The sequence below is a fragment of the Arthrobacter sp. OV608 genome (assembly GCA_900110595.1).
Classification (GTDB): Bacteria; Actinomycetota; Actinomycetes; order Actinomycetales; family Micrococcaceae; genus Arthrobacter.
This window is the reverse complement of sequence record FOEZ01000001.1, coordinates 428,219-445,513: the sequence shown is the minus strand read 5'-3', so window position 1 is coordinate 445,513 and position 17,295 is coordinate 428,219. Positions and strand designations below refer to the sequence as shown.

The following is a 17,295-nucleotide window of genomic DNA, read 5'->3' as shown; positions in this document are numbered from 1 at the left end:
CCTCCGGCAATTCTGCCGGAGGCCTTTGTTGCTTAATTCAAACCCGTCCTGCACCACTAGCGGACTGTTTTATCCGGGGCAATGCGGATTGTGCGTGTGAATGCAGCCGGATCAGTTCACCAATTTGCCGACCAGCCGGGCGCCCTGCGGAAGGGAAAGCCCGGGCAGGTAGGCCCGCGTCAATGCCCGGCCTATAGCCGGCAGGTGCAACGGATCCTGATAGTAAAGATATAGGGCGCGGTACTCGGGTTTGAACCGCGACTTGAATGCGGCCAGTGATCGGAATCCGTAGATCGGTTCAAGGGCGTGCCCCACCAGGTCCAGGATGCGGACCAGGTTGTCCGCCCGGTCCTGCCCGTCCGGATTGGCCTCCGCCCCGGAGCCGGGAAGGCTCGCCAGCGGAGACCCCGAGAGGGAGATGACCTCAACGGAATCGCGCAGCTCAAGTACCGCGGAGGCGATCAGGAATTCCATCACGCCCGGAAATCCATCAGCACCCCGGCGCATAACATCCAGCGTCCTGCTGACCAGCCGCCCGCCGTCGTACACCGGCAGCCAGCTGGTCACGCCATGGACTGTACCATTGGCATCCACGGCGAGGCAGCACAGCACCTCAGGGTCGTCGAGCTCGTCGATCCCGCCCAGGGTGAAGCCCATTTCGGGAACTGTTTTTCCGGCTGCCCATTCCTCCGAGACTTCGCTGAGCTTTGAACGCAGTACGGCCGGCAGGGAGGCATATGTTCCCCACACGGCTTCGACCCCCAGCTTCGCGGCCCGATTCAGGGCAGTCCGGACGTTCTGCCATTCCTTGCCCTTGAACTCCAGTTCGCGGATGGCCAGACGTGTCTCCTGCGCCACGGCAACGCGGGAATACCCGCGCTCCTGCAGCATGGGCCAGACTGCATCGTCGCAGGAGTAGAGGGCCGGGATCATGGCCTCGCCCCTGCAGTGACCAAGAAACTCCTCCGTTACGCGCACTTGTGCGTCTGCAGGCCCAAAAGCGCCGCCGAGCGTCAGTGCCACGCTGCCGTGCCGCTGGAATGCGAACGCGCCCAGCCCGTCGGGGCTGAACCAGTACGTGTTGGGTTCCCACAGCGCCATCCAGGAGAGCGGTCCGCCGCCCTGGTGGAGCAGCTGACGCGCCTTAATCCTGTCCTGCCGCCCGGAATCGTTGCCATGGTGTCCGCTCAGCAGGGCCCACCAGACAGTCACCAGCGCAATAACCCAGAACACGGGGCCCGAGTAGGCAAAGAGGACCGCTTCCACCGTGTTCCGGTCGGCAAAAACGCGGTGGTACTGCTGCGGAATAGGTACCGGCACGTACTGCCGGGCCAGCTCGGCAAAGAGTCCCAGCAGGCCGCCGTCGCGCATCAGTCCCCCGGCCCACAACCAGGCGATGGCGTAGCCGGCGGCCAGGACAAGCCACGAACCTCCCACCACGAAGGCCAGCATCCGGCGTGCGGCCGGAACTGTCTGGACGCGGAACTGACGCCGGTTCAGCCAGAGGAGCACCGCCAGCAGCAGGGGTACGCAGACCAGTGGAAGCACGTGGGCAAAGGCCGAACCCATGGGCGGCGCGGAGGTACCGTGGGGCCGGGACGGAACCAGGGCGAAAAGGGCGAGATAGACGGCCGCCAGCGCGGTCACGGCTAGTTGGATGGCAATGGCGATGTTCAACGCAAGGCGGCGGCCCCGGCGTATCCCGTCGGCGCAGATCAGCAGCAGCACCACCGGGACCACCGCCAGGGCGAGGCCGAAGGGCCCGGCGAAACCCGCCCTTCCGGCTTCCAGGCAGGATGCCTCCACCGTGGTGCCGCAGTTGAATGCGAGCTGAGCAAGGGTGGGCATCGGATTCAGGACCACCTCCCGCAGGAGTGCCAGCGGACCTGTGGGCGCACGCGCAATGCCCGTCAGGATCGGGCCCACCGCAAAGACGGCAACCGTGAGGGCAAGCAGGTTCCGCGCCTCACGGCCGGTGGAACGGTGCCGGTGCAGCTGGCCGTGGTCACCCTGGATCCACCAGCCCACGAGGAGTCCCAGGACGGCGCCAATCAGGCCGATGACCGTTTCGGCATGCCCGACATACAACACCAGCAGGAGCGAAATCGAAAGCACGCCGGTCCGCAGCCGGCGCTGCCAGAGGACGGGCAGCCGTCCGGTGGCAGCAAGGCCTGCCGCCAGGACTGCCGGGTAGGGTCCAATCAGGATGTCGTCTGCCATCCGGTCGAGCCATCCGTCACCAACGTAGCCGGCCAGTTGGGTGATCAGCAGGAAGATCGTGACGGCCCCGAACTGGCCGCCGAGGAACAGCGCCACAGTGGCAGGTGTTCCCAGCCTCCGCTCCGCCAGGCCCAACAGCACGAGGATCATCAGCGACGCCGAGATGTAGGCCAATGGGTTGGTGGCGAAGAAGAGGCTGGTAAAGAGGGACCACCAGTTCCCGGCACGCAGGCCCGGTCCGCTGACTCCGGCCCCGTCGAGCAACTGCTCCGGCGGCCCTGCCAGGAAGCTGCCCGTGACGGCGCCGGTGACCAGGAGCACCGCGAGCACCGCCACCGAGAACGGCATCGATTTCAGTCCGGTAAGGATCCGGTCCCGTGCGGGGCGTACCACTGTTGTCCAGGCCAGGGATGCCGTTCGTATCTGCTGTCCGGAAGTCACTGGCCCAGCCCCCATCTGTCGGAAAGGAACTGCAGGGCATCGGCAATCCGCTTGGAGGACGTGTCCCAGGAATGGCCCGTATGTTCCACCGTGTAAGCGCGGACGTCGAAGCCGGCCTCCCGGGCGGCAGCGGCAAGCGTATTAAGGTAGGCCACGAATTCCGGGTCGTCCTGTCCGGCCGTCAGGTACACGCCGCTGGAGTCGAAGCGCCGCTCTTTCATCAGGGCCAGGGGGGTCTGCGAGTCGAACTCCTCCGGTTTCCCGGGGAAGGCGGCATCAATCGTCTTTTGCCGCTCCTTGGCAAGCGCCGGCTCGGCTTCGCCGGAGAACGAAAGGATGGCGGGGAACAGGTCGGGGTGCCGGGTTCCCATCTGCAGCGCGCAGGTGCCGCCGAAGGAAAAGCCGCCAATAGCCCATTGGTGGTGGTTGGTGTCTACGGCCAGCGTTGAACTGATCCAGTCGGGGACATCGCGGGAAAGGAACGTATCGGCCTGCGCGATCCGGCTGTCCATGCACATGGTGTTTGCGGACTGGGAACCGTTGGGATCGGGAATGACCACCACCGGCGCCAGGCCTCCATGGGCTGCGGCGAAGGAGTCCATGTGTCCGTCCAGCGCCCCGCCGGTGAGCCAGTCCGGGGGCCCGCCCGGCTGGCCGGCAATCAGCACCAGCACGGGCAGGGCAGGCCGGTTCCTGGCGAAGTACGCAGGCGGCAGGTAGATATACGCGTCGCGGGTGGCCATGCCGGAAGCGGTGCCCGGAATGGCAGCCTTGCGCAGGACTCCCCCGGCCGGAAGCTCACCCTGCGGCGCCCACCCGTGGAGCGGGACGCCGTCGGCCGCTCCGTCCTGCCGCATCAGCCCAGGTTCAAGCATGGGGATTCGGGCCACGGCAGTGCCGAGAAGGTCACTGACGGTCCGGTTCAGGCCGAAGTAGGCGTTGACCTGTACGCAGGACAGGGCCGCGACCAGCAGAACCGCGGCCAGGCCGGTGGCGCGGCGGGGCCAGCTGCTTCGGGGCAGCCGGAGCAGGAGCAGGAGCAGGGCGGCCACGGCGGGCACCACCCAGAGCAGGACGGCATCGGGGATGTTTTCCGGGAAGACGGAGAAAAGATTAATCAGCGCCCAGTGGACCGTGGCCACCAGGGCGAAGGCTGCTGCAACGGCGGCAACCACCTGGACAAGCCAGCGCCGTCGGCCCGTCGGTGCGGGAGGTGCGAGCAGATACACGGCACCCGCCAGGCCCAGGACCAGGGAAGCCCAGTACACCGGGCCGTCGGTGAGACGGACGTCAAAAACCCAGTCCACAGTGGCTAGCGCCAGGTGCCCACGCCGATGACCGGCCCGGCTTCCAGCCAGGAGGACAGCCCGGCGTAGGCGTCGAACTTCATGGCAAGGCGGAGATCCTGCCCCTCGTAGCGGAGTTCAACAATAACGACGTCGGGCTGGACCTTCACTGCCTCGGCCTCCGTGGGCTTGCGGCGGCCCAGCAGCTCCAGTGAATGCCTTTTGAATTTGTGCTTCGGCCGGACACTCAACGAGAACAGGCGGAACCACTCGAGGTCGTTGTCCTGATAACGACAAACCCCCACCTGCCAGCTGTTTCCAGCCGTGCAAATGGAGGCGTCCACCGTGCCGAGGGCACGCCGCAGGTTGAAGCGGCGCACCCCCGAAAGGCACAGTGCAAATACCAGCAATCCAAACGTGATTGCCATGGCGATGAACGGAAGACTCGGTGCGTCCATCAAGGTGGTGCTAGCGGATCCCAGCGGTAGCCGAGCCGCCCAGGTGGGCGTTGTCAGCAACAATAACCACACGGTTGTTGTCCACGGAGAAGAACCCGCCGTCGACATCTACCGCAATACGGTCCCCGGAAACCGGCTGGATAGCCAGCTCACCCTCGGCCAGGATCGCCAGCAGGGGCGAGTGGCCGGGCAGGATTCCGATTTCACCATCGCTGGTGCGGGCCTTGACCATCTTGGCCGCTCCGGACCACACGAAGTGGTCCGCTGCGACAATCTCAACCTCAAGCTCAGCCATATTACTTGGTCTGTTCCTGGATCTTGGCCCACTGGCGCTCAACGTCATCGAGGCCGCCGACGTTGAAGAACGCCTGCTCCGCGATGTGGTCCAGCTCGCCGTCGCAGATGGCTGAGAAGCCTTCGACGGTGTCCTTGATGGAAACCGTGGAGCCCTCGACGCCGGTGAACTGCTTGGCGGTGTAGGTGTTCTGCGAGAGGAACTGCTGGATACGGCGTGCACGCGACACGACGATCTTGTCCTCTTCGGAGAGTTCGTCAACACCAAGGATGGCGATGATGTCCTGGAGTTCCTTGTTCTTCTGCAGGATCTGCTTCACACGGACAGCCGTGTTGTAGTGGTCCTTGCCGATGTACTGGGGATCCAGGATGCGGGAGGTGGACGTCAGCGGGTCAACAGCCGGGTACAGACCACGGGAGGCGATTTCACGGGAAAGTTCCGTGGTCGCGTCGAGGTGTGCGAAGGTGGTGGCCGGTGCCGGGTCCGTGTAGTCATCTGCGGGAACGTAGATGGCCTGCATGGAGGTGATGGAGTGGCCCTTGGTGGACGTAATGCGCTCCTGCAGGAGGCCCATTTCGTCAGCCAGGTTGGGCTGGTAGCCCACAGCCGAGGGCATGCGGCCGAGGAGGGTGGAAACCTCGGAACCTGCCTGGGTGAAGCGGAAGATGTTGTCGATGAAGAGCAGCACGTCCTGGTTCTGCACATCGCGGAAGTACTCCGCCATGGTCAGTGCGGACAGGGCCACGCGCAGACGCGTTCCCGGCGGCTCGTCCATCTGGCCGAACACAAGGGCGGTGTCCTTGAGGACGCCTGCCTCTTCCATTTCAACCCAGAGGTCGTTACCTTCACGGGTACGCTCACCCACGCCGGCGAATACCGAGGTACCACCGAAGTTGCGGGCAACACGGGTGATCATTTCCTGGATCAGAACGGTCTTGCCGACGCCGGCGCCGCCGAACAGGCCGATCTTTCCACCCTTGATGTACGGGGTGAGGAGGTCGATGACCTTGATGCCGGTTTCGAGCATCTCGGTGGAGCCTTCGAGCGAAGCGAAGCTCGGTGCCTTGCGGTGGATGGGCCAGCGTTCGCTGATCTCCAGTTCCGACTCGGTAACGTCCAGGGGCTGGCCCAGGACGTTGAAGATGTGGCCCTTGACACCGTCGCCGACCGGCACGGAGATGGGGGCACCGCTGTCCACTACGGACGTGCCGCGGACGAGTCCGTCGGTGGCCTGCAGGGAGATGGCGCGGACGAGGTTGTCACCCAGGTGCTGGGAGGTCTCGAACGTGATCGTTTTGGTTACACCGTTGAGAGTAATCTCGGTGGTGAGGGCGTTGTAGATGGACGGGATTGCGTCGGCCGGGAATTCGACGTCGACAACCGGGCCGATTACGCGCGCAATGCGGCCGGTGGCACCGGACGTTGCGGCTACGTGTTCGGTAGCAGTGGCAGTCATCTCTCTCACTTCACTCAGTAGATGGCGTGGGTTTAAGTTTATCTGTGGTGGTGCAGGTCCAGCGGAACCGGCTGCAGCAGGCTAGGACGCGAGGGCGTCGGCGCCGGCAACAATCTCGGAAAGCTCCTGCGTAATTTCAGCCTGGCGGGCCGTGTTGCGCAGACGCGTGTACTTCTTGATGAGGTCCGTGGCGTTGTCGCCGGCGGACTTCATGGCGCGCTGGCGTGCAGCGAGCTCGGAAGCTGCTGCCTGCAGCATGGCCGCGAAGATGCGTGACTCGATGTAGCGCGGCAGCAGGGCGTCAAGAACACGCTCGGTTTCCGGCTCGAACTCGTACAGCGGCAACAGGTCCGATTCAGAAGCTGCCTGCTCTTCCACTACTTCCAGGGGAAGCAGGCGGATGACCGTGGGCTCCTGGGTGACCATGGACTTGAAGCGGGTGTACACCACGTGGATCTCGTCCACGCCGCCCTCTTCATAGTCGGTGGCGAATTCCGTGAGCAGCGCCTCGCCGATTTCACGGGCGGTGGCGAACTCCGGTGCGTCGGTGCCTCCGGTCCAGACCCGTGCATATTCGCGGTTCCGGAACTCGAAGTAGGCCTGCGCCTTGCGTCCGACGAGGTACGTCTTGACTTCCTTGCCTTCGGCGTGGAGCAGCTCGTTGAGACCTTCCGCCTGCTTGAGCACGCTTGCCGAGTAGGATCCGGCCAGGCCGCGGTCCGAGGTGATTACCAGGACGGCGGCACGGCGGATCTGCTCCGGCTCAGTGGTCAGCGGGTGGTCGATTTCGCTTTGGCTGGCGACAGCAGAAACGGCGCGCGTGATCGCGTTCGCGTAAGGCAGTGAAGCTGCTACGCGCGCACGGGCCTTGCCGATGCGCGAGGTAGCGATCAGTTCCATCGCCTTGAAGATCTTGCGCATCGACGTGGTCGAGCTGATCTTCTGGCGGTAGACCCGAATCTGGGCTCCCATACTTATCCTTTCCTAACATTCCCTAAACCGGGTGTGCCGGACCTTGGCGGCCCGGCACACCCGGTCAATGGAATTAGCGCTTCTGCTTGACGATCTTTTCCTGGTCAACGTCGCCCTCGGAGATAGCGTCATGCTCCTCGTGGCCGGCACCTACCAGGTGGTTGTCACCCTCGCCGAAAAAGCCCTTCTTGAAGTCCACAATGGCGGACTTCAGAGCTGCAACGGTGTCATCGTCCAGCACGTTGGTCTGCGCCAGCGTGGTGAGGATGGAGGACTTGTGGGACAGGTGCTCCAGGAACTCCGACTCGAAGCGGCTGATGTCCTCAACCGGAACGTCGTCGAGGTAGCCGTTGGTGCCGGCCCAGATGGACACAACCTGGTTCTCCACCGGGAACGGCGAGTACTGGCCCTGCTTCAGCAGTTCCATCAGGCGTGCACCGCGGGTCAGCTGCTGGCGTGAAGCGGCGTCCAGGTCCGAGGCAAACATGGCGAAAGCCTGCATGTCGCGGTACTGGGCGAGGTCCAGCTTCAACGTGCCGGAAACCTTCTTCATGGACTTGACCTGTGCGGCACCGCCCACGCGGGACACAGACACACCAACGTCAACAGCAGGACGCTGGTTGGCGTTGAAGAGGTCCGACTGCAGGAAGATCTGGCCGTCGGTGATGGAGATCACGTTGGTGGGGATGTAGGCCGAAACGTCATTGGCCTTCGTTTCGATCAGCGGCAGGCCGGTCATGGAACCTGCGCCCAGCTCGTCGGAGAGCTTTGCACAACGCTCCAGCAGGCGGGAGTGCAGGTAGAAGACATCGCCCGGGTACGCTTCGCGTCCCGGCGGGCGGCGGAGCAGCAGCGACACTGCACGGTAAGCCTCAGCCTGCTTGGACAGGTCATCAAACACGATGAGGACGTGCTTGCCGCCGTACATCCAGTGCTGGCCGATGGCCGAACCGGCGTACGGTGCCAGGTACTTGAAGCCTGCGGGGTCGGATGCCGGGGACGCCACGATGGTGGTGTACTCCAGCGCGCCGTTGTCCTCGAGGGTCTGGCGGATGGCGGCAATGGTTGACGCCTTCTGGCCGATTGCCACGTAGATGCAGCGGACCTGCTTGGTCACATCGCCCGAAGCCCAGTTGGCCTTCTGGTTGATGATGGTGTCGATCGCGATCGCAGACTTGCCGGTCTGGCGGTCGCCAATGATCAGCTGGCGCTGGCCGCGGCCGATCGGAATCATGGCGTCGATGGCCTTGAGTCCGGTCTGCATCGGCTCGTGCACCGACTTGCGCTGGGTTACGCCGGGAGCCTGGAGCTCCAGTGCGCGGGTGGTCTCGGCCTTGATCTCGCCGAGGTCGTCGATGGGCACGCCCAGCGGGTCGACAACACGGCCGAGGAAGGCGTCGCCAACGGGAACGGACAGAACCTGTCCGGTCCGGTGGACTTCCTGGCCTTCTTCGATGCCGGTGAAGTCACCGAGGATGATAACGCCGATTTCGCGGACGTCCAGGTTCTGGGCCAGGCCCAGGGTGCCGTCCTCGAAGCGCAGCAGCTCGTTCGCCATGACCGAGGGAAGGCCCTCAACACGGGCGATGCCGTCACTAGCGGTGGTTACGCGGCCGACCTCTACGCGTTCTGCGTTTCCGGGTTCGTAGGACGCCGCGAACTCGTTCAGCGCATTACGGACGTCGTCGGCGTTGATGGTCAATTCGGCCATCTGCAGTCCCTGCTCTCCTGTTTTGTGATCATCGTTGTCACGATGACCGGGGTTTCTATCAGTTGTGGTGTGCTTGTCCGGCTAGCCGGCCAGCTGGCGTTGCAGCTGGCCCAGGCGGGTGATGACCGAAGCGTCGAGCACTTCGTCACCAACCTGGACGCGGATGCCGCCAATGAGTGCCGGGTCAACATTGACGTTGACCTTCAGTTCCCGCCCGTACAGTGCATTCAGGCCCGCCTGGAGGCGTGCCAGCTGCGTCTGCGTCAAGGGACGGGTCACGCTGACCGTTGCAATCCAGCGCTGCTGCCGCTTGGCCGCCAGTTCGGCGAACCGACCCACCAGCCGGGTGGCCTTGATGCCACGGGGCTGGGTGACCGCCTGCGTGATGAGGACCCTTGCTTCCTCGCTCACACCGGGAACCAGCCTTTCGGCCAGCGTCGCCTTGGCTGCAGCACTGGCCTGCGGTTCGGACAGAGCACGTTGTACCTCGTGGTTGGAGGCAACGGCCTGGTTGAAGGAGAACAGATCGTTCTCCAGCTCCTCCAGGCCAGAGATTCCGGAGGCAGAAACGGCCGACTTGTTTTCAGCAACGGAAATGACCACCGTTGCGGCAAGAGTCTCGAGTGCATCGCCGATATCCCGCGCGTTTGCCCAGCGTGAGCTGGCCAGTCCGCCCGCGATCTCTGCAGCATCAGCGGAGACTTTTCCGCCAACCAGCTGCCTGACCAGCGCCGACTTTTCGTCTCCGTTGCGGGACGGGTCAGTCAGGGCGCGGCGCAAGCCAGCCGAGCTGTCCACCATTCCCAGAATTCCGAAGAGTTCCTTTGCCAGCTGCAGCGACGCCGTCGGAAGCTTGGCTTCCAACTCGGCCAGGGCTGTTGCCAGCGATTCGCTCGATACGCCTGCCATTACTTAGCTGCACCTGCGTTCTGGGTCTCCAGATCTGCCAGGAAGCGGTCCACAACCCGTGCTGCACGATCGTCGTCGTTCAGCGATTCGCCGACGATGCGGCCGGCGAGGGTAGTGGCGAGGGTGCCGACCTCCGAACGCAGCGACACAACGGCCGCCTGGCGCTCGGATTCGATCTGGGCGTGGGCCTGGGCCGTGATGCGGGCAGACTCTGCAGCTGCCTTTTCCTTCAGGTCCGCGAGGATCTGGGCACCTTCGGCGCGGGCTTCCTCACGGATGCGGTTGGCTTCGGCGCGGGCGTCGGTCAGCTGCTGCTTGTACTCTTCGAGTGCAGCAGACGCCTCAGCCTGGGCCTTTTCAGCCTTTGCAATGCCGCCTTCGATGGCCTCGGCACGCTCGGCGAAGGTCTTTTCGAACATCGGGACAACGAACTTGACCACGATGAACATGAGGATGGCAAAGCCCACGAGGACAACGCCCATTTCCCAGACATTGGGAACCAGGGGGTTGACTTCGCCCTCAGTGGCGGCTGAGATGATCAGCTGATTCATATTTCACCCGTCCTTTTCTACTCGGTTCTGTAAGTTCGCTTCGTTCTAAGGACTAGAGAACGAAGGCGAAGACCAGGCCGAGGATGGCGAGGGCTTCGGTCAGCGCAAGGCCGAGGAATGCGATCGGCTGCAGGACACGCTGTGCTTCCGGCTGGCGGGCGACGCCGTTGATGTAGGCAGCGAATACGAGACCAACACCGATACCACCGCCGATTGCGGACAGACCGTAACCTACGAGGTTGAGATTGCCTTCCATTTTTCTTCCTTTCAAGATGCCACCCATGTGGCAGGTTGTTTGGGTTGCTCTATCCCCGCGAGGGGAAGCTTAGGGTGCCTTAGTGGCTGTCGGCGTGAAGCGCGCCTTCGATGTAGATCGCTGTCAGCAGGGTAAACACGTAGGCCTGCAGGACCATGATCAGGGCTTCAAGCATGTACATGGCGATGGCACCGGCCAGGACCAGGACGGAGGTTCCCTTGAGCAGGACGTTCTCCTGCATGATGAGGAACTCGATGCCGTAGCCGGCGATCATCACAATGAGGTGTCCTGCGAGCATGGTCGCGAACAGACGGAGGCTGTGCGTGACGGGCCGGACCAGGAAGTTGGAGATGATCTCGATCGGGATGACGATCGGAAGGATGAACCAGGGAACACCGGAGGGCACGGTGGCCAGCTTGAAGTAACGGAGTCCGTTCTTCTTGACGCCAATGGCGATCCAGGTGAAGTAGACAATGCCCGCCAGTACATAGGCGCCGCCGACGTGAGAGAACGTGGGGAGCTGGAAGAACGGGATGGCGCCGTAGATGTTGTTCACCAGGATGAAGAAGAACAGGCTGAACAACAGCGGGACGTACTTGATGAAGTCCCTGCCGCCGATGATGTCCTTGGCAATTCCGTTGCGGACGAAGCCGTAGGCGGCTTCGCCGGCGAACTGGAGCTTGCCGGGTACCAGCTGCTGCTTGCGTGCGGCGAGCACGAAGAAGACGGCGATAAAGACGACAGAGAGGAGGACCAGCAGCATCTGCTTGGAGAATCCTTCTGCGGCACCCCACGGCAGGATTGCCGGCAAATGCATTTCGTTAATACCAGGAGGAGTAAACTCTCCTGAATCTTGGGCCGGGAGCGCAAGCGCGATCAACGCGTTTCCTCTCTGCAGTGTCCATCATTGGGCGTTGGGCGGGGACCGGCAGCCTGATGGCCTGCTGTTCCCCCTGTGAAATTATTTGGCATTAGTGTCGCCGTCCTGGGACGGCCCGCTGGCAGCATGGCGCTCCCCAGCATTTTTTCGAGAACTGGTCAGGCCATGCATGTGGGAAAGGTAAAAACCTCCGACGGCTCCAAGCAGAGCGCCTGCGAGCACAATCCAGCGCGTTCCCCACAGATAATCCAGTCCCCACCCTATCAAACTCCAGACGATGATTCCGCCAATGATGTAGCTGAATACGGCCATGCCGGCGTTGTATCCGCCGCTGGTTCCGTCGCCTGATACATCGGGAGCTGAAGCCTTTGATCCCCTGTTGCCGTTGGTGCCTTCCGTGGGCTTCCTGGGATCACGCATCGGGGGTTTCCTTGGTTTCTGGATCGTTGTAGATCTGGAGGCGGGCTTTGCTGAAACCATGGATTTCTGCAGCCTGCCAGAGGACGACGGCAGTTACGGCCCCGGCGACGAACCAGCGGCCGTTCAGCCACGCCGGAGCACCGACCACAAACAGGACGGCGGCAAAGCCCACCACTTTGACAAAGTAGGTGGCCACGAACATGCCGATGGCTCCGGAAGGGTTGCTGCGTCCCACAAAGTGCCCCACCAGGAGGCTGATGCCGAAGAACAGCATCACCAGCAACCCGCCGGCAGTACTGGAAAGGGCGCCGCCGGGTCCTGCGAGGATTGCTGCAGGAACGGCGCACAGGACAAGTCCGGCCGCCGCGGCCAGCGAACTGCGCTTGAGGAGGTTCAGCCAGAGGGACGGCGTGGGACCGGATGCGCCAACTCTTCCGTTGCCGGACGCAGGTCCGGACTCGGCGTTGGAGGTCATTCGATCCCAATCGTCGGCACCAAAAGGCAGGTGGCCAAAAGGCAGTGTGGAGGGCAGCTTTGGCTGCCCTCAAATTCTACACGAGATAGAACACGGTTCAGGTCACGGGCAGGCGCGTGACCTTGGACGGGCGGCGGTACCGGCGGATCAGGTCCGGGCTGGCCAGGTACAAAGCCAGCACCAGCACGCTGGCAGCGACGCACAGCGCAACAATCGGAAGCGTGGCCGTCGCCGCGACGAACCCGAGGATGATCACTGCGGCCGTGCACAGTGTGACGATTCCGGCCGACATCAGGTGCGAGAAGCCCACGTCCGTGAGCCGCTGGTACACGTGTTCCCGGTGGGATGCGTACCACCGCTCCCCCGCCTTGATCCGGCGGAGCAGGGTGTAACCGGTGTCCGCCGCGTACACCAGGATCGGCGAGAGGACGTACTCGACGTACACGCCGCCGAGGAAGCCGGCCACCGCGAGTGCGGCTATCGACGCACCCAGCAGGTAGCTGCCGACGTCGCCCAGGAATACCGAGCCGCGGCCCAGGTTCCATGGGAGGAACCCGAGGAAGGACATTGCCAGAACCGTGCCGCCCGCGGTCAGCCAGGGCTGTTCTGACAGCAGCCCGGCAACAGCGTAGGCCACCCCTGCTGTCACCCCGTGCAGGCCGGAGATGCCATTGACGCCGTCCATGAAGTTGGCGATGTTGACGTAGGCGGCGATGGCCAGTGCACCCAGCGGAAGCCACCAGAACGACTGTCCCGTGAGGACGATGAGTACTGCGGAGCCGGCGGCACCGATCCCGAGCTGGGCGGCTGCCCGGCCGCGGATGGACATGCCGCGCAGGTCCTCGACCCAGCCCACGGCGGCACAGGCGGCAATAATGGCCAACACGACGGCGGAGATGGAGCGGTCCACCGTCACAAACCCCAGCAGCAGCGCTGCCGCGTATCCAATCGCCGTGGCCAGTGCCGTGGCCAGGCCCATGCCGCGGATTGTTACTTTCACGTGCGATGAGCGTGCCGAGGGAACATCCACCACTCCCATCCGGACCAGGAGCGGCTTCACGGCCAGGGGAAGCAGCAGGCTGGCTGCCAGTGTGATCCCTGCTACGAGGAGCAACGGCATCACGATGCCACCCGCACTTCACCGGCGTCAGTGGCCTCGTCGTCGGGAATGGCGGCGATGCTGGCGCCCTGTTCTGCCTCACAGCGGGCCAGCCAGATGTTGAGGTCAAGCTTGGCGGGATCCTGCTCCATGGCCCTGGTGTGCGAAATCTTCGGGTGCAGGGGGCGCTTGTCGAGTTCACCGGTGCCCACCAGTTCCTCGTGCAGCTTCTCCCCCGGCCGCAGGCCGGTGTAGATGATCTCCACGTCCTTGCCCGACATCGCGATCATCCGTTGCGCCACATCGAGGATCCGGACCGGTTCACCCATGTCCAGGATCAGCACGTCCCCGCCGGTACCGATGGCACCGGCCTGGATGACGAGCTGGCAGGCTTCGGGGATAGTCATAAAGAAGCGTGTAACGTCGGGGTCTGTCACCGTGACCGGACCGCCGACGCGGATCTGTTCGGTAAAGAGCGGCAGCATTGAGCCGCGGCTGCCCATCACGTTGCCGAAGCGGACGGAGACGTACTTCCCGGACGTCTGCCCCGCCATCCAGGCGGTAAGTTTTTCGGCAACCCTTTTGGAATGGCCAAGGGCGGTGGTGGGATTGGCCGCTTTATCGGTGGAAATGTTCACGAAGTGCGTGACGCCGGCGCGCTGGGCAGCGCGCAGCACGTTCAGGGTGCCGCAGACGTTCGTCTTCCAGGCTTCCACCGGATACTGCTGCAGCAGCGGCGCGTGCTTGAGGGCTGCGGCATGGAACACCACCTCCGGACGGCGGTCCTCGAAGATGTCCAGCAGGGCTTCGCCGTCGCGGATGTTGGCCAGCACGGTATCCCGGCCTGCCAGGAGTCCGTGGCCGGTGATGGAGATCTGGGTCTGCTGCAGGCCTGTTTCGTCGTGGTCCAGCATGATCAGTTCCGCCGGATCGAACTGCACGATCTGGCGGCATAGTTCCGATCCGATGGAGCCTCCGGCTCCGGTCACCAGCACCCGTTTGCCTTTGATGTACCCGGCAATTTCGTCAACCTCGATGTCCACCGGACGGCGTCCGATCAGGTCCTCCACCGCGACGTCGCGGAAGTCGGAGAAACCGGCGGGTGCACCGGTGCCCAGCATGTCCCGCAGCGGGGGCAGTACCAGCACGCGCACGTTCAGGCCGGCCACAGCGTCCGAGATGCGGCGCACCACGGTGGCTTCCACGTTGGCGAAGGCAAGGACCAGCACTTTGGCCCGGGTGCGGCGGATGATCGCCGGCAGGTCGTCGCCGCGGCCCTGCACCTGGACGCCGGAAAGCCGCAGGTGCTTCTTGGCGGGGTCGTCGTCCACCAGCCCCACCGGGAAGTACGGGGAGTCCGGGTCCTGCAGCATCCTGGTCACCAGGGAGTTGCCGAGGAATCCGGCGCCGTACACCAAGGTGTTTTGGGCTCCGTCCCCGGGCCGGGTCTTGCCCTCTACATAAAGGCGTTTGGCATAGCGGGCCGCGCACATGAAGAGGCAGGCGAAGGGGAAGGCGATCAGGCCCACGCTGCGGCCGATGTTGATCTCCGCGTACAGCACCAGCAGGCTCACGGTGATGGTTGCCGCCACGATGACGGTGACGAAAACCAGAGCCCTGGCCTCCTGGAAACTGCCGAACGGATACCTGCCCCGGTAGAGGGCGAGGGAGTAGCCGGCCAGCATTTGGGCCACCACCGCGATCGCGGCGATGAGGCAGGCTCCGGCGAGCTGTTCCACCCGGATACCCATTTCGTAGCGCAGCAGCAGCGCCAGGCCGATCGCAACCACCCACGACATGGAGTCGAGGAAGAGCTGGATCCAGATCCAGAGGGCGGGCTTCTCGTCCCGTACTGCGGCAGGTGCGCGCGTTTCTGATTGTGTACTCAACGAAAGATGCAACCGACTTCCACTACCACGGCGGCCAGGCGCCTGTTTCAAAATACCCCGCCGCGAAACTGTCGGACGGCGTCGGGGCTTAGAACGATACTAATCGCTTCGGGTTCCGCTGCCCGGATACACCGGCAGCGGCGGCATGGGTTTCCACCCGGCGTCGGCAAGGATGGTGCGCGATTCACGCCACCCTTGCCAGAGCGCACCGGACCCCTTCAGGGTCCGCTCAACCAGGACCAGGCGGACAAGTTCCTTGAGGAAGGTCAGCGCGGTGCCCGCGGCGAAACCGGCCCGGTTGAATTTGCCGTGGGCCCGCAGGTAGTGCGCCACATGCCCGCGGTTTCGCATCACGTAGCGGCGGCTGAGGTCGGATGAATCGTTGAGGTGGCGCAGGCCGAGGTCCACTTGGCGCTGGGCACGGACCTTCTTGATGACAAAGGCGTTGACGTAAACCACCGGGGTTTGCTGCGCGGCCAGCCAGCCGTAGATCAGGTCGTCCCACGTAATAAAGAAGCGCGGATCCGGCAGGCCGATGTTCCGCGCCACGGAGGCGTTGATGAGCATGCCTTCAAAGTTCCCCACGTTGGTGCGGAACACCTCGGAATGCCGGAACACGTCTCGGGAGACCGGCAGGAAAATGCCGAGTGCCTCGACAAAATGGTGCTGCCAGAAGAACGGTTTGCCGTTGGCGTCATAGCGGCGGCCGATCATGCAGGAGTAATCCGGCGTGAATTTCGCCAGGGCGTCCACCGCGCCGGGAAGCACTTCGACGTCGTCATCCATCAGCCACAGCCATTCGGCGCCGGACTCCAGTGCCAGTTCCACGCCGCGGGAAAACCCGCCGGCCCCGCCGACGTTCTGCTCCAGCCGTTCGTACTGGATGGGCAGCCCGGCTGCAGCCGCCCGGGCAATTACGTCCGGCGTGTGGTCGCTGCTCGCGTTGTCCACCACCAGGATCCGCGTCGGGGCAGTGTCCAGCCGGGCGAAGGACTCGAGCAGGTTGCGCAGGAAGTCGGCGCGGTTATAGGTGACGACGACGGCGTACAGGTTCTCCACGGCGGCCTAGCTGTTGGCGGACATCAGTTCCGCGGGCGAGCCGAAGCCCTTGCCGCGGAAGCCGGTGGAATATGCCCTGAACCAGTGTGCGAGGCCCTTGAGGTCACCAGTCTTCAGGAAGTAATAGGGGAAACCGACGATGTCCGCGCTGAACCAGCGAAGGTTGCGGTACTTGCGGGTCAGGTAGCCACGGTTCCGGAAGTAGCAGTAGCGCTTGAACTCGCCCTCGGGAATGACCGGGGTGATGAACCCGCCAAAAACGGGCTTCATCTCCGTCCATGTGGCAGGATGCTGCACGGCAACAGTGGCCAGCGTGCCGTACTTGAGCCCGGCCTTTTTCACTCGCGACAGGAAGTCCACTTCGTCCCCGCGGATAAAGAACTTCACGTCCGGGATACCGATCCGGTAGAAGACCTCGGTCCGGATCAGTGCACCGTTGAAGAAGTGCACCATGTCCGGCAGGTAGCCCATCGGAGCCAGGCGGGAGCGGTCGTTGGTGAGCAACCCGTTGATGCGGAAATTGAAGGACAGCCGGTTGGGATCGGCGGTGGCTGCTACCAGGGGGCTGATGATGTCCAGCTGGTGCTCCTCTGCGGTGCGGAGGAGCTCGGCCAGGCAGCTGGCGTCTTCGGGATGGCCGTCGTCGTCCATCATCCAGATCCACTCGGCGCCGCTGGCCATGGCGGCCAGGATGGCGTACGCAAACCCGCCGGCGCCGCCAAGGTTCGCTTCGGAGCGCAGGTAGTTGATGTTCTGCGCTCCCCCGGCGTTAACGACGTCGGTGGCCGGGACGGTGCCCGAGTCCACCAGGGCGATGGAATGGATGGGCGCGGTCTGCTCCGCCAGCCCTTTCAGGAGCAGGGCAAGCTCCTCGTGGCGGTCGAACGTTACGGCCGCGACGGCGACTTTGGGCTGCAT

The 17,295-nt window shown here is 63.8% G+C and carries 17 protein-coding genes; all 17 read right to left on the bottom strand.

Annotated features, from left to right (window positions below):
• Window positions 1-111: 111 nt before the first annotated feature.
• Window positions 112-2,676: a bifunctional lysylphosphatidylglycerol flippase/synthetase MprF gene (locus tag BMX78_RS02090; protein WP_091415710.1), complete on the bottom strand. Its 2,565-nt coding sequence runs from the start codon at window positions 2,674-2,676 to the stop codon at window positions 112-114.
• Window positions 2,658-3,968 (bottom strand): alpha/beta hydrolase, encoded by a 1,311-nt coding sequence (locus tag BMX78_RS02085; RefSeq protein ID WP_091415708.1) that lies wholly within the window; start codon window positions 3,966-3,968, stop codon window positions 2,658-2,660. The genes BMX78_RS02090 and BMX78_RS02085 overlap by 19 nt, the downstream gene beginning before the upstream one ends.
• Window positions 3,969-3,973: 5 nt before the next feature.
• Window positions 3,974-4,405: a DUF2550 domain-containing protein gene (locus tag BMX78_RS02080; RefSeq protein WP_091415706.1), complete on the bottom strand. Its 432-nt coding sequence runs from the start codon at window positions 4,403-4,405 to the stop codon at window positions 3,974-3,976.
• 10 nt (window positions 4,406-4,415) lie between these two features.
• Complete coding sequence (locus BMX78_RS02075) at window positions 4,416-4,700, bottom strand: F0F1 ATP synthase subunit epsilon (protein WP_013601509.1); 285 nt, start codon at window positions 4,698-4,700, stop codon at window positions 4,416-4,418.
• A 1-nt stretch (window position 4,701) separates the two neighbouring features.
• Window positions 4,702-6,156 carry a F0F1 ATP synthase subunit beta gene (gene atpD / locus BMX78_RS02070; protein ID WP_050054634.1) on the bottom strand — a complete coding sequence of 485 codons (1,455 nt, stop codon included), beginning with the start codon at window positions 6,154-6,156 and terminating at the stop codon, window positions 4,702-4,704.
• Between the two features lie 81 nt (window positions 6,157-6,237).
• Window positions 6,238-7,128, bottom strand: a complete 891-nt coding sequence (locus BMX78_RS02065) for a F0F1 ATP synthase subunit gamma (protein ID WP_050054633.1) — start codon at window positions 7,126-7,128, stop codon at window positions 6,238-6,240.
• 73 nt (window positions 7,129-7,201) lie between these two features.
• Window positions 7,202-8,839 (bottom strand): F0F1 ATP synthase subunit alpha, encoded by a 1,638-nt coding sequence (gene atpA / locus BMX78_RS02060; protein WP_050054632.1) that lies wholly within the window; start codon window positions 8,837-8,839, stop codon window positions 7,202-7,204.
• 81 nt (window positions 8,840-8,920) lie between these two features.
• Entirely contained in the window at window positions 8,921-9,748 is an 828-nt protein-coding gene (locus BMX78_RS02055; RefSeq protein ID WP_091415705.1) for a F0F1 ATP synthase subunit delta, read from the bottom strand.
• Window positions 9,748-10,299 carry a F0F1 ATP synthase subunit B gene (locus BMX78_RS02050; protein ID WP_091415703.1) on the bottom strand — a complete coding sequence of 184 codons (552 nt, stop codon included), beginning with the start codon at window positions 10,297-10,299 and terminating at the stop codon, window positions 9,748-9,750. The genes BMX78_RS02055 and BMX78_RS02050 overlap by 1 nt, the downstream gene beginning before the upstream one ends.
• A 52-nt stretch (window positions 10,300-10,351) precedes the next feature.
• Entirely contained in the window at window positions 10,352-10,555 is a 204-nt protein-coding gene (atpE, locus tag BMX78_RS02045; RefSeq protein WP_009356484.1) for an ATP synthase F0 subunit C, read from the bottom strand.
• 79 nt (window positions 10,556-10,634) lie between these two features.
• Complete coding sequence (gene atpB, locus BMX78_RS02040) at window positions 10,635-11,435, bottom strand: F0F1 ATP synthase subunit A (protein WP_091415702.1); 801 nt, start codon at window positions 11,433-11,435, stop codon at window positions 10,635-10,637.
• Between the two features lie 81 nt (window positions 11,436-11,516).
• Window positions 11,517-11,855 (bottom strand): AtpZ/AtpI family protein, encoded by a 339-nt coding sequence (locus tag BMX78_RS02035; RefSeq protein ID WP_091415700.1) that lies wholly within the window; start codon window positions 11,853-11,855, stop codon window positions 11,517-11,519.
• On the bottom strand, window positions 11,848-12,330 hold the full coding sequence (locus BMX78_RS02030) for a hypothetical protein (RefSeq protein WP_091415699.1): 483 nt from the start codon (window positions 12,328-12,330) through the stop codon (window positions 11,848-11,850). Before BMX78_RS02030 ends, BMX78_RS02035 begins: the two co-directional genes overlap by 8 nt.
• 97 nt (window positions 12,331-12,427) lie before the next feature.
• Window positions 12,428-13,450, bottom strand: coding sequence for an MraY family glycosyltransferase (locus BMX78_RS02025; RefSeq protein ID WP_170850657.1), 1,023 nt, complete (start codon window positions 13,448-13,450; stop codon window positions 12,428-12,430).
• On the bottom strand, window positions 13,450-15,318 hold the full coding sequence (locus BMX78_RS02020) for a polysaccharide biosynthesis protein (RefSeq protein WP_091415696.1): 1,869 nt from the start codon (window positions 15,316-15,318) through the stop codon (window positions 13,450-13,452). The genes BMX78_RS02025 and BMX78_RS02020 overlap by 1 nt, the downstream gene beginning before the upstream one ends.
• Before the next feature lie 99 nt (window positions 15,319-15,417).
• Complete coding sequence (locus BMX78_RS02015) at window positions 15,418-16,377, bottom strand: glycosyltransferase (protein ID WP_091415694.1); 960 nt, start codon at window positions 16,375-16,377, stop codon at window positions 15,418-15,420.
• Window positions 16,378-16,383: 6 nt separating this feature from the next.
• Entirely contained in the window at window positions 16,384-17,295 is a 912-nt protein-coding gene (locus tag BMX78_RS02010; protein ID WP_091415692.1) for a glycosyltransferase, read from the bottom strand.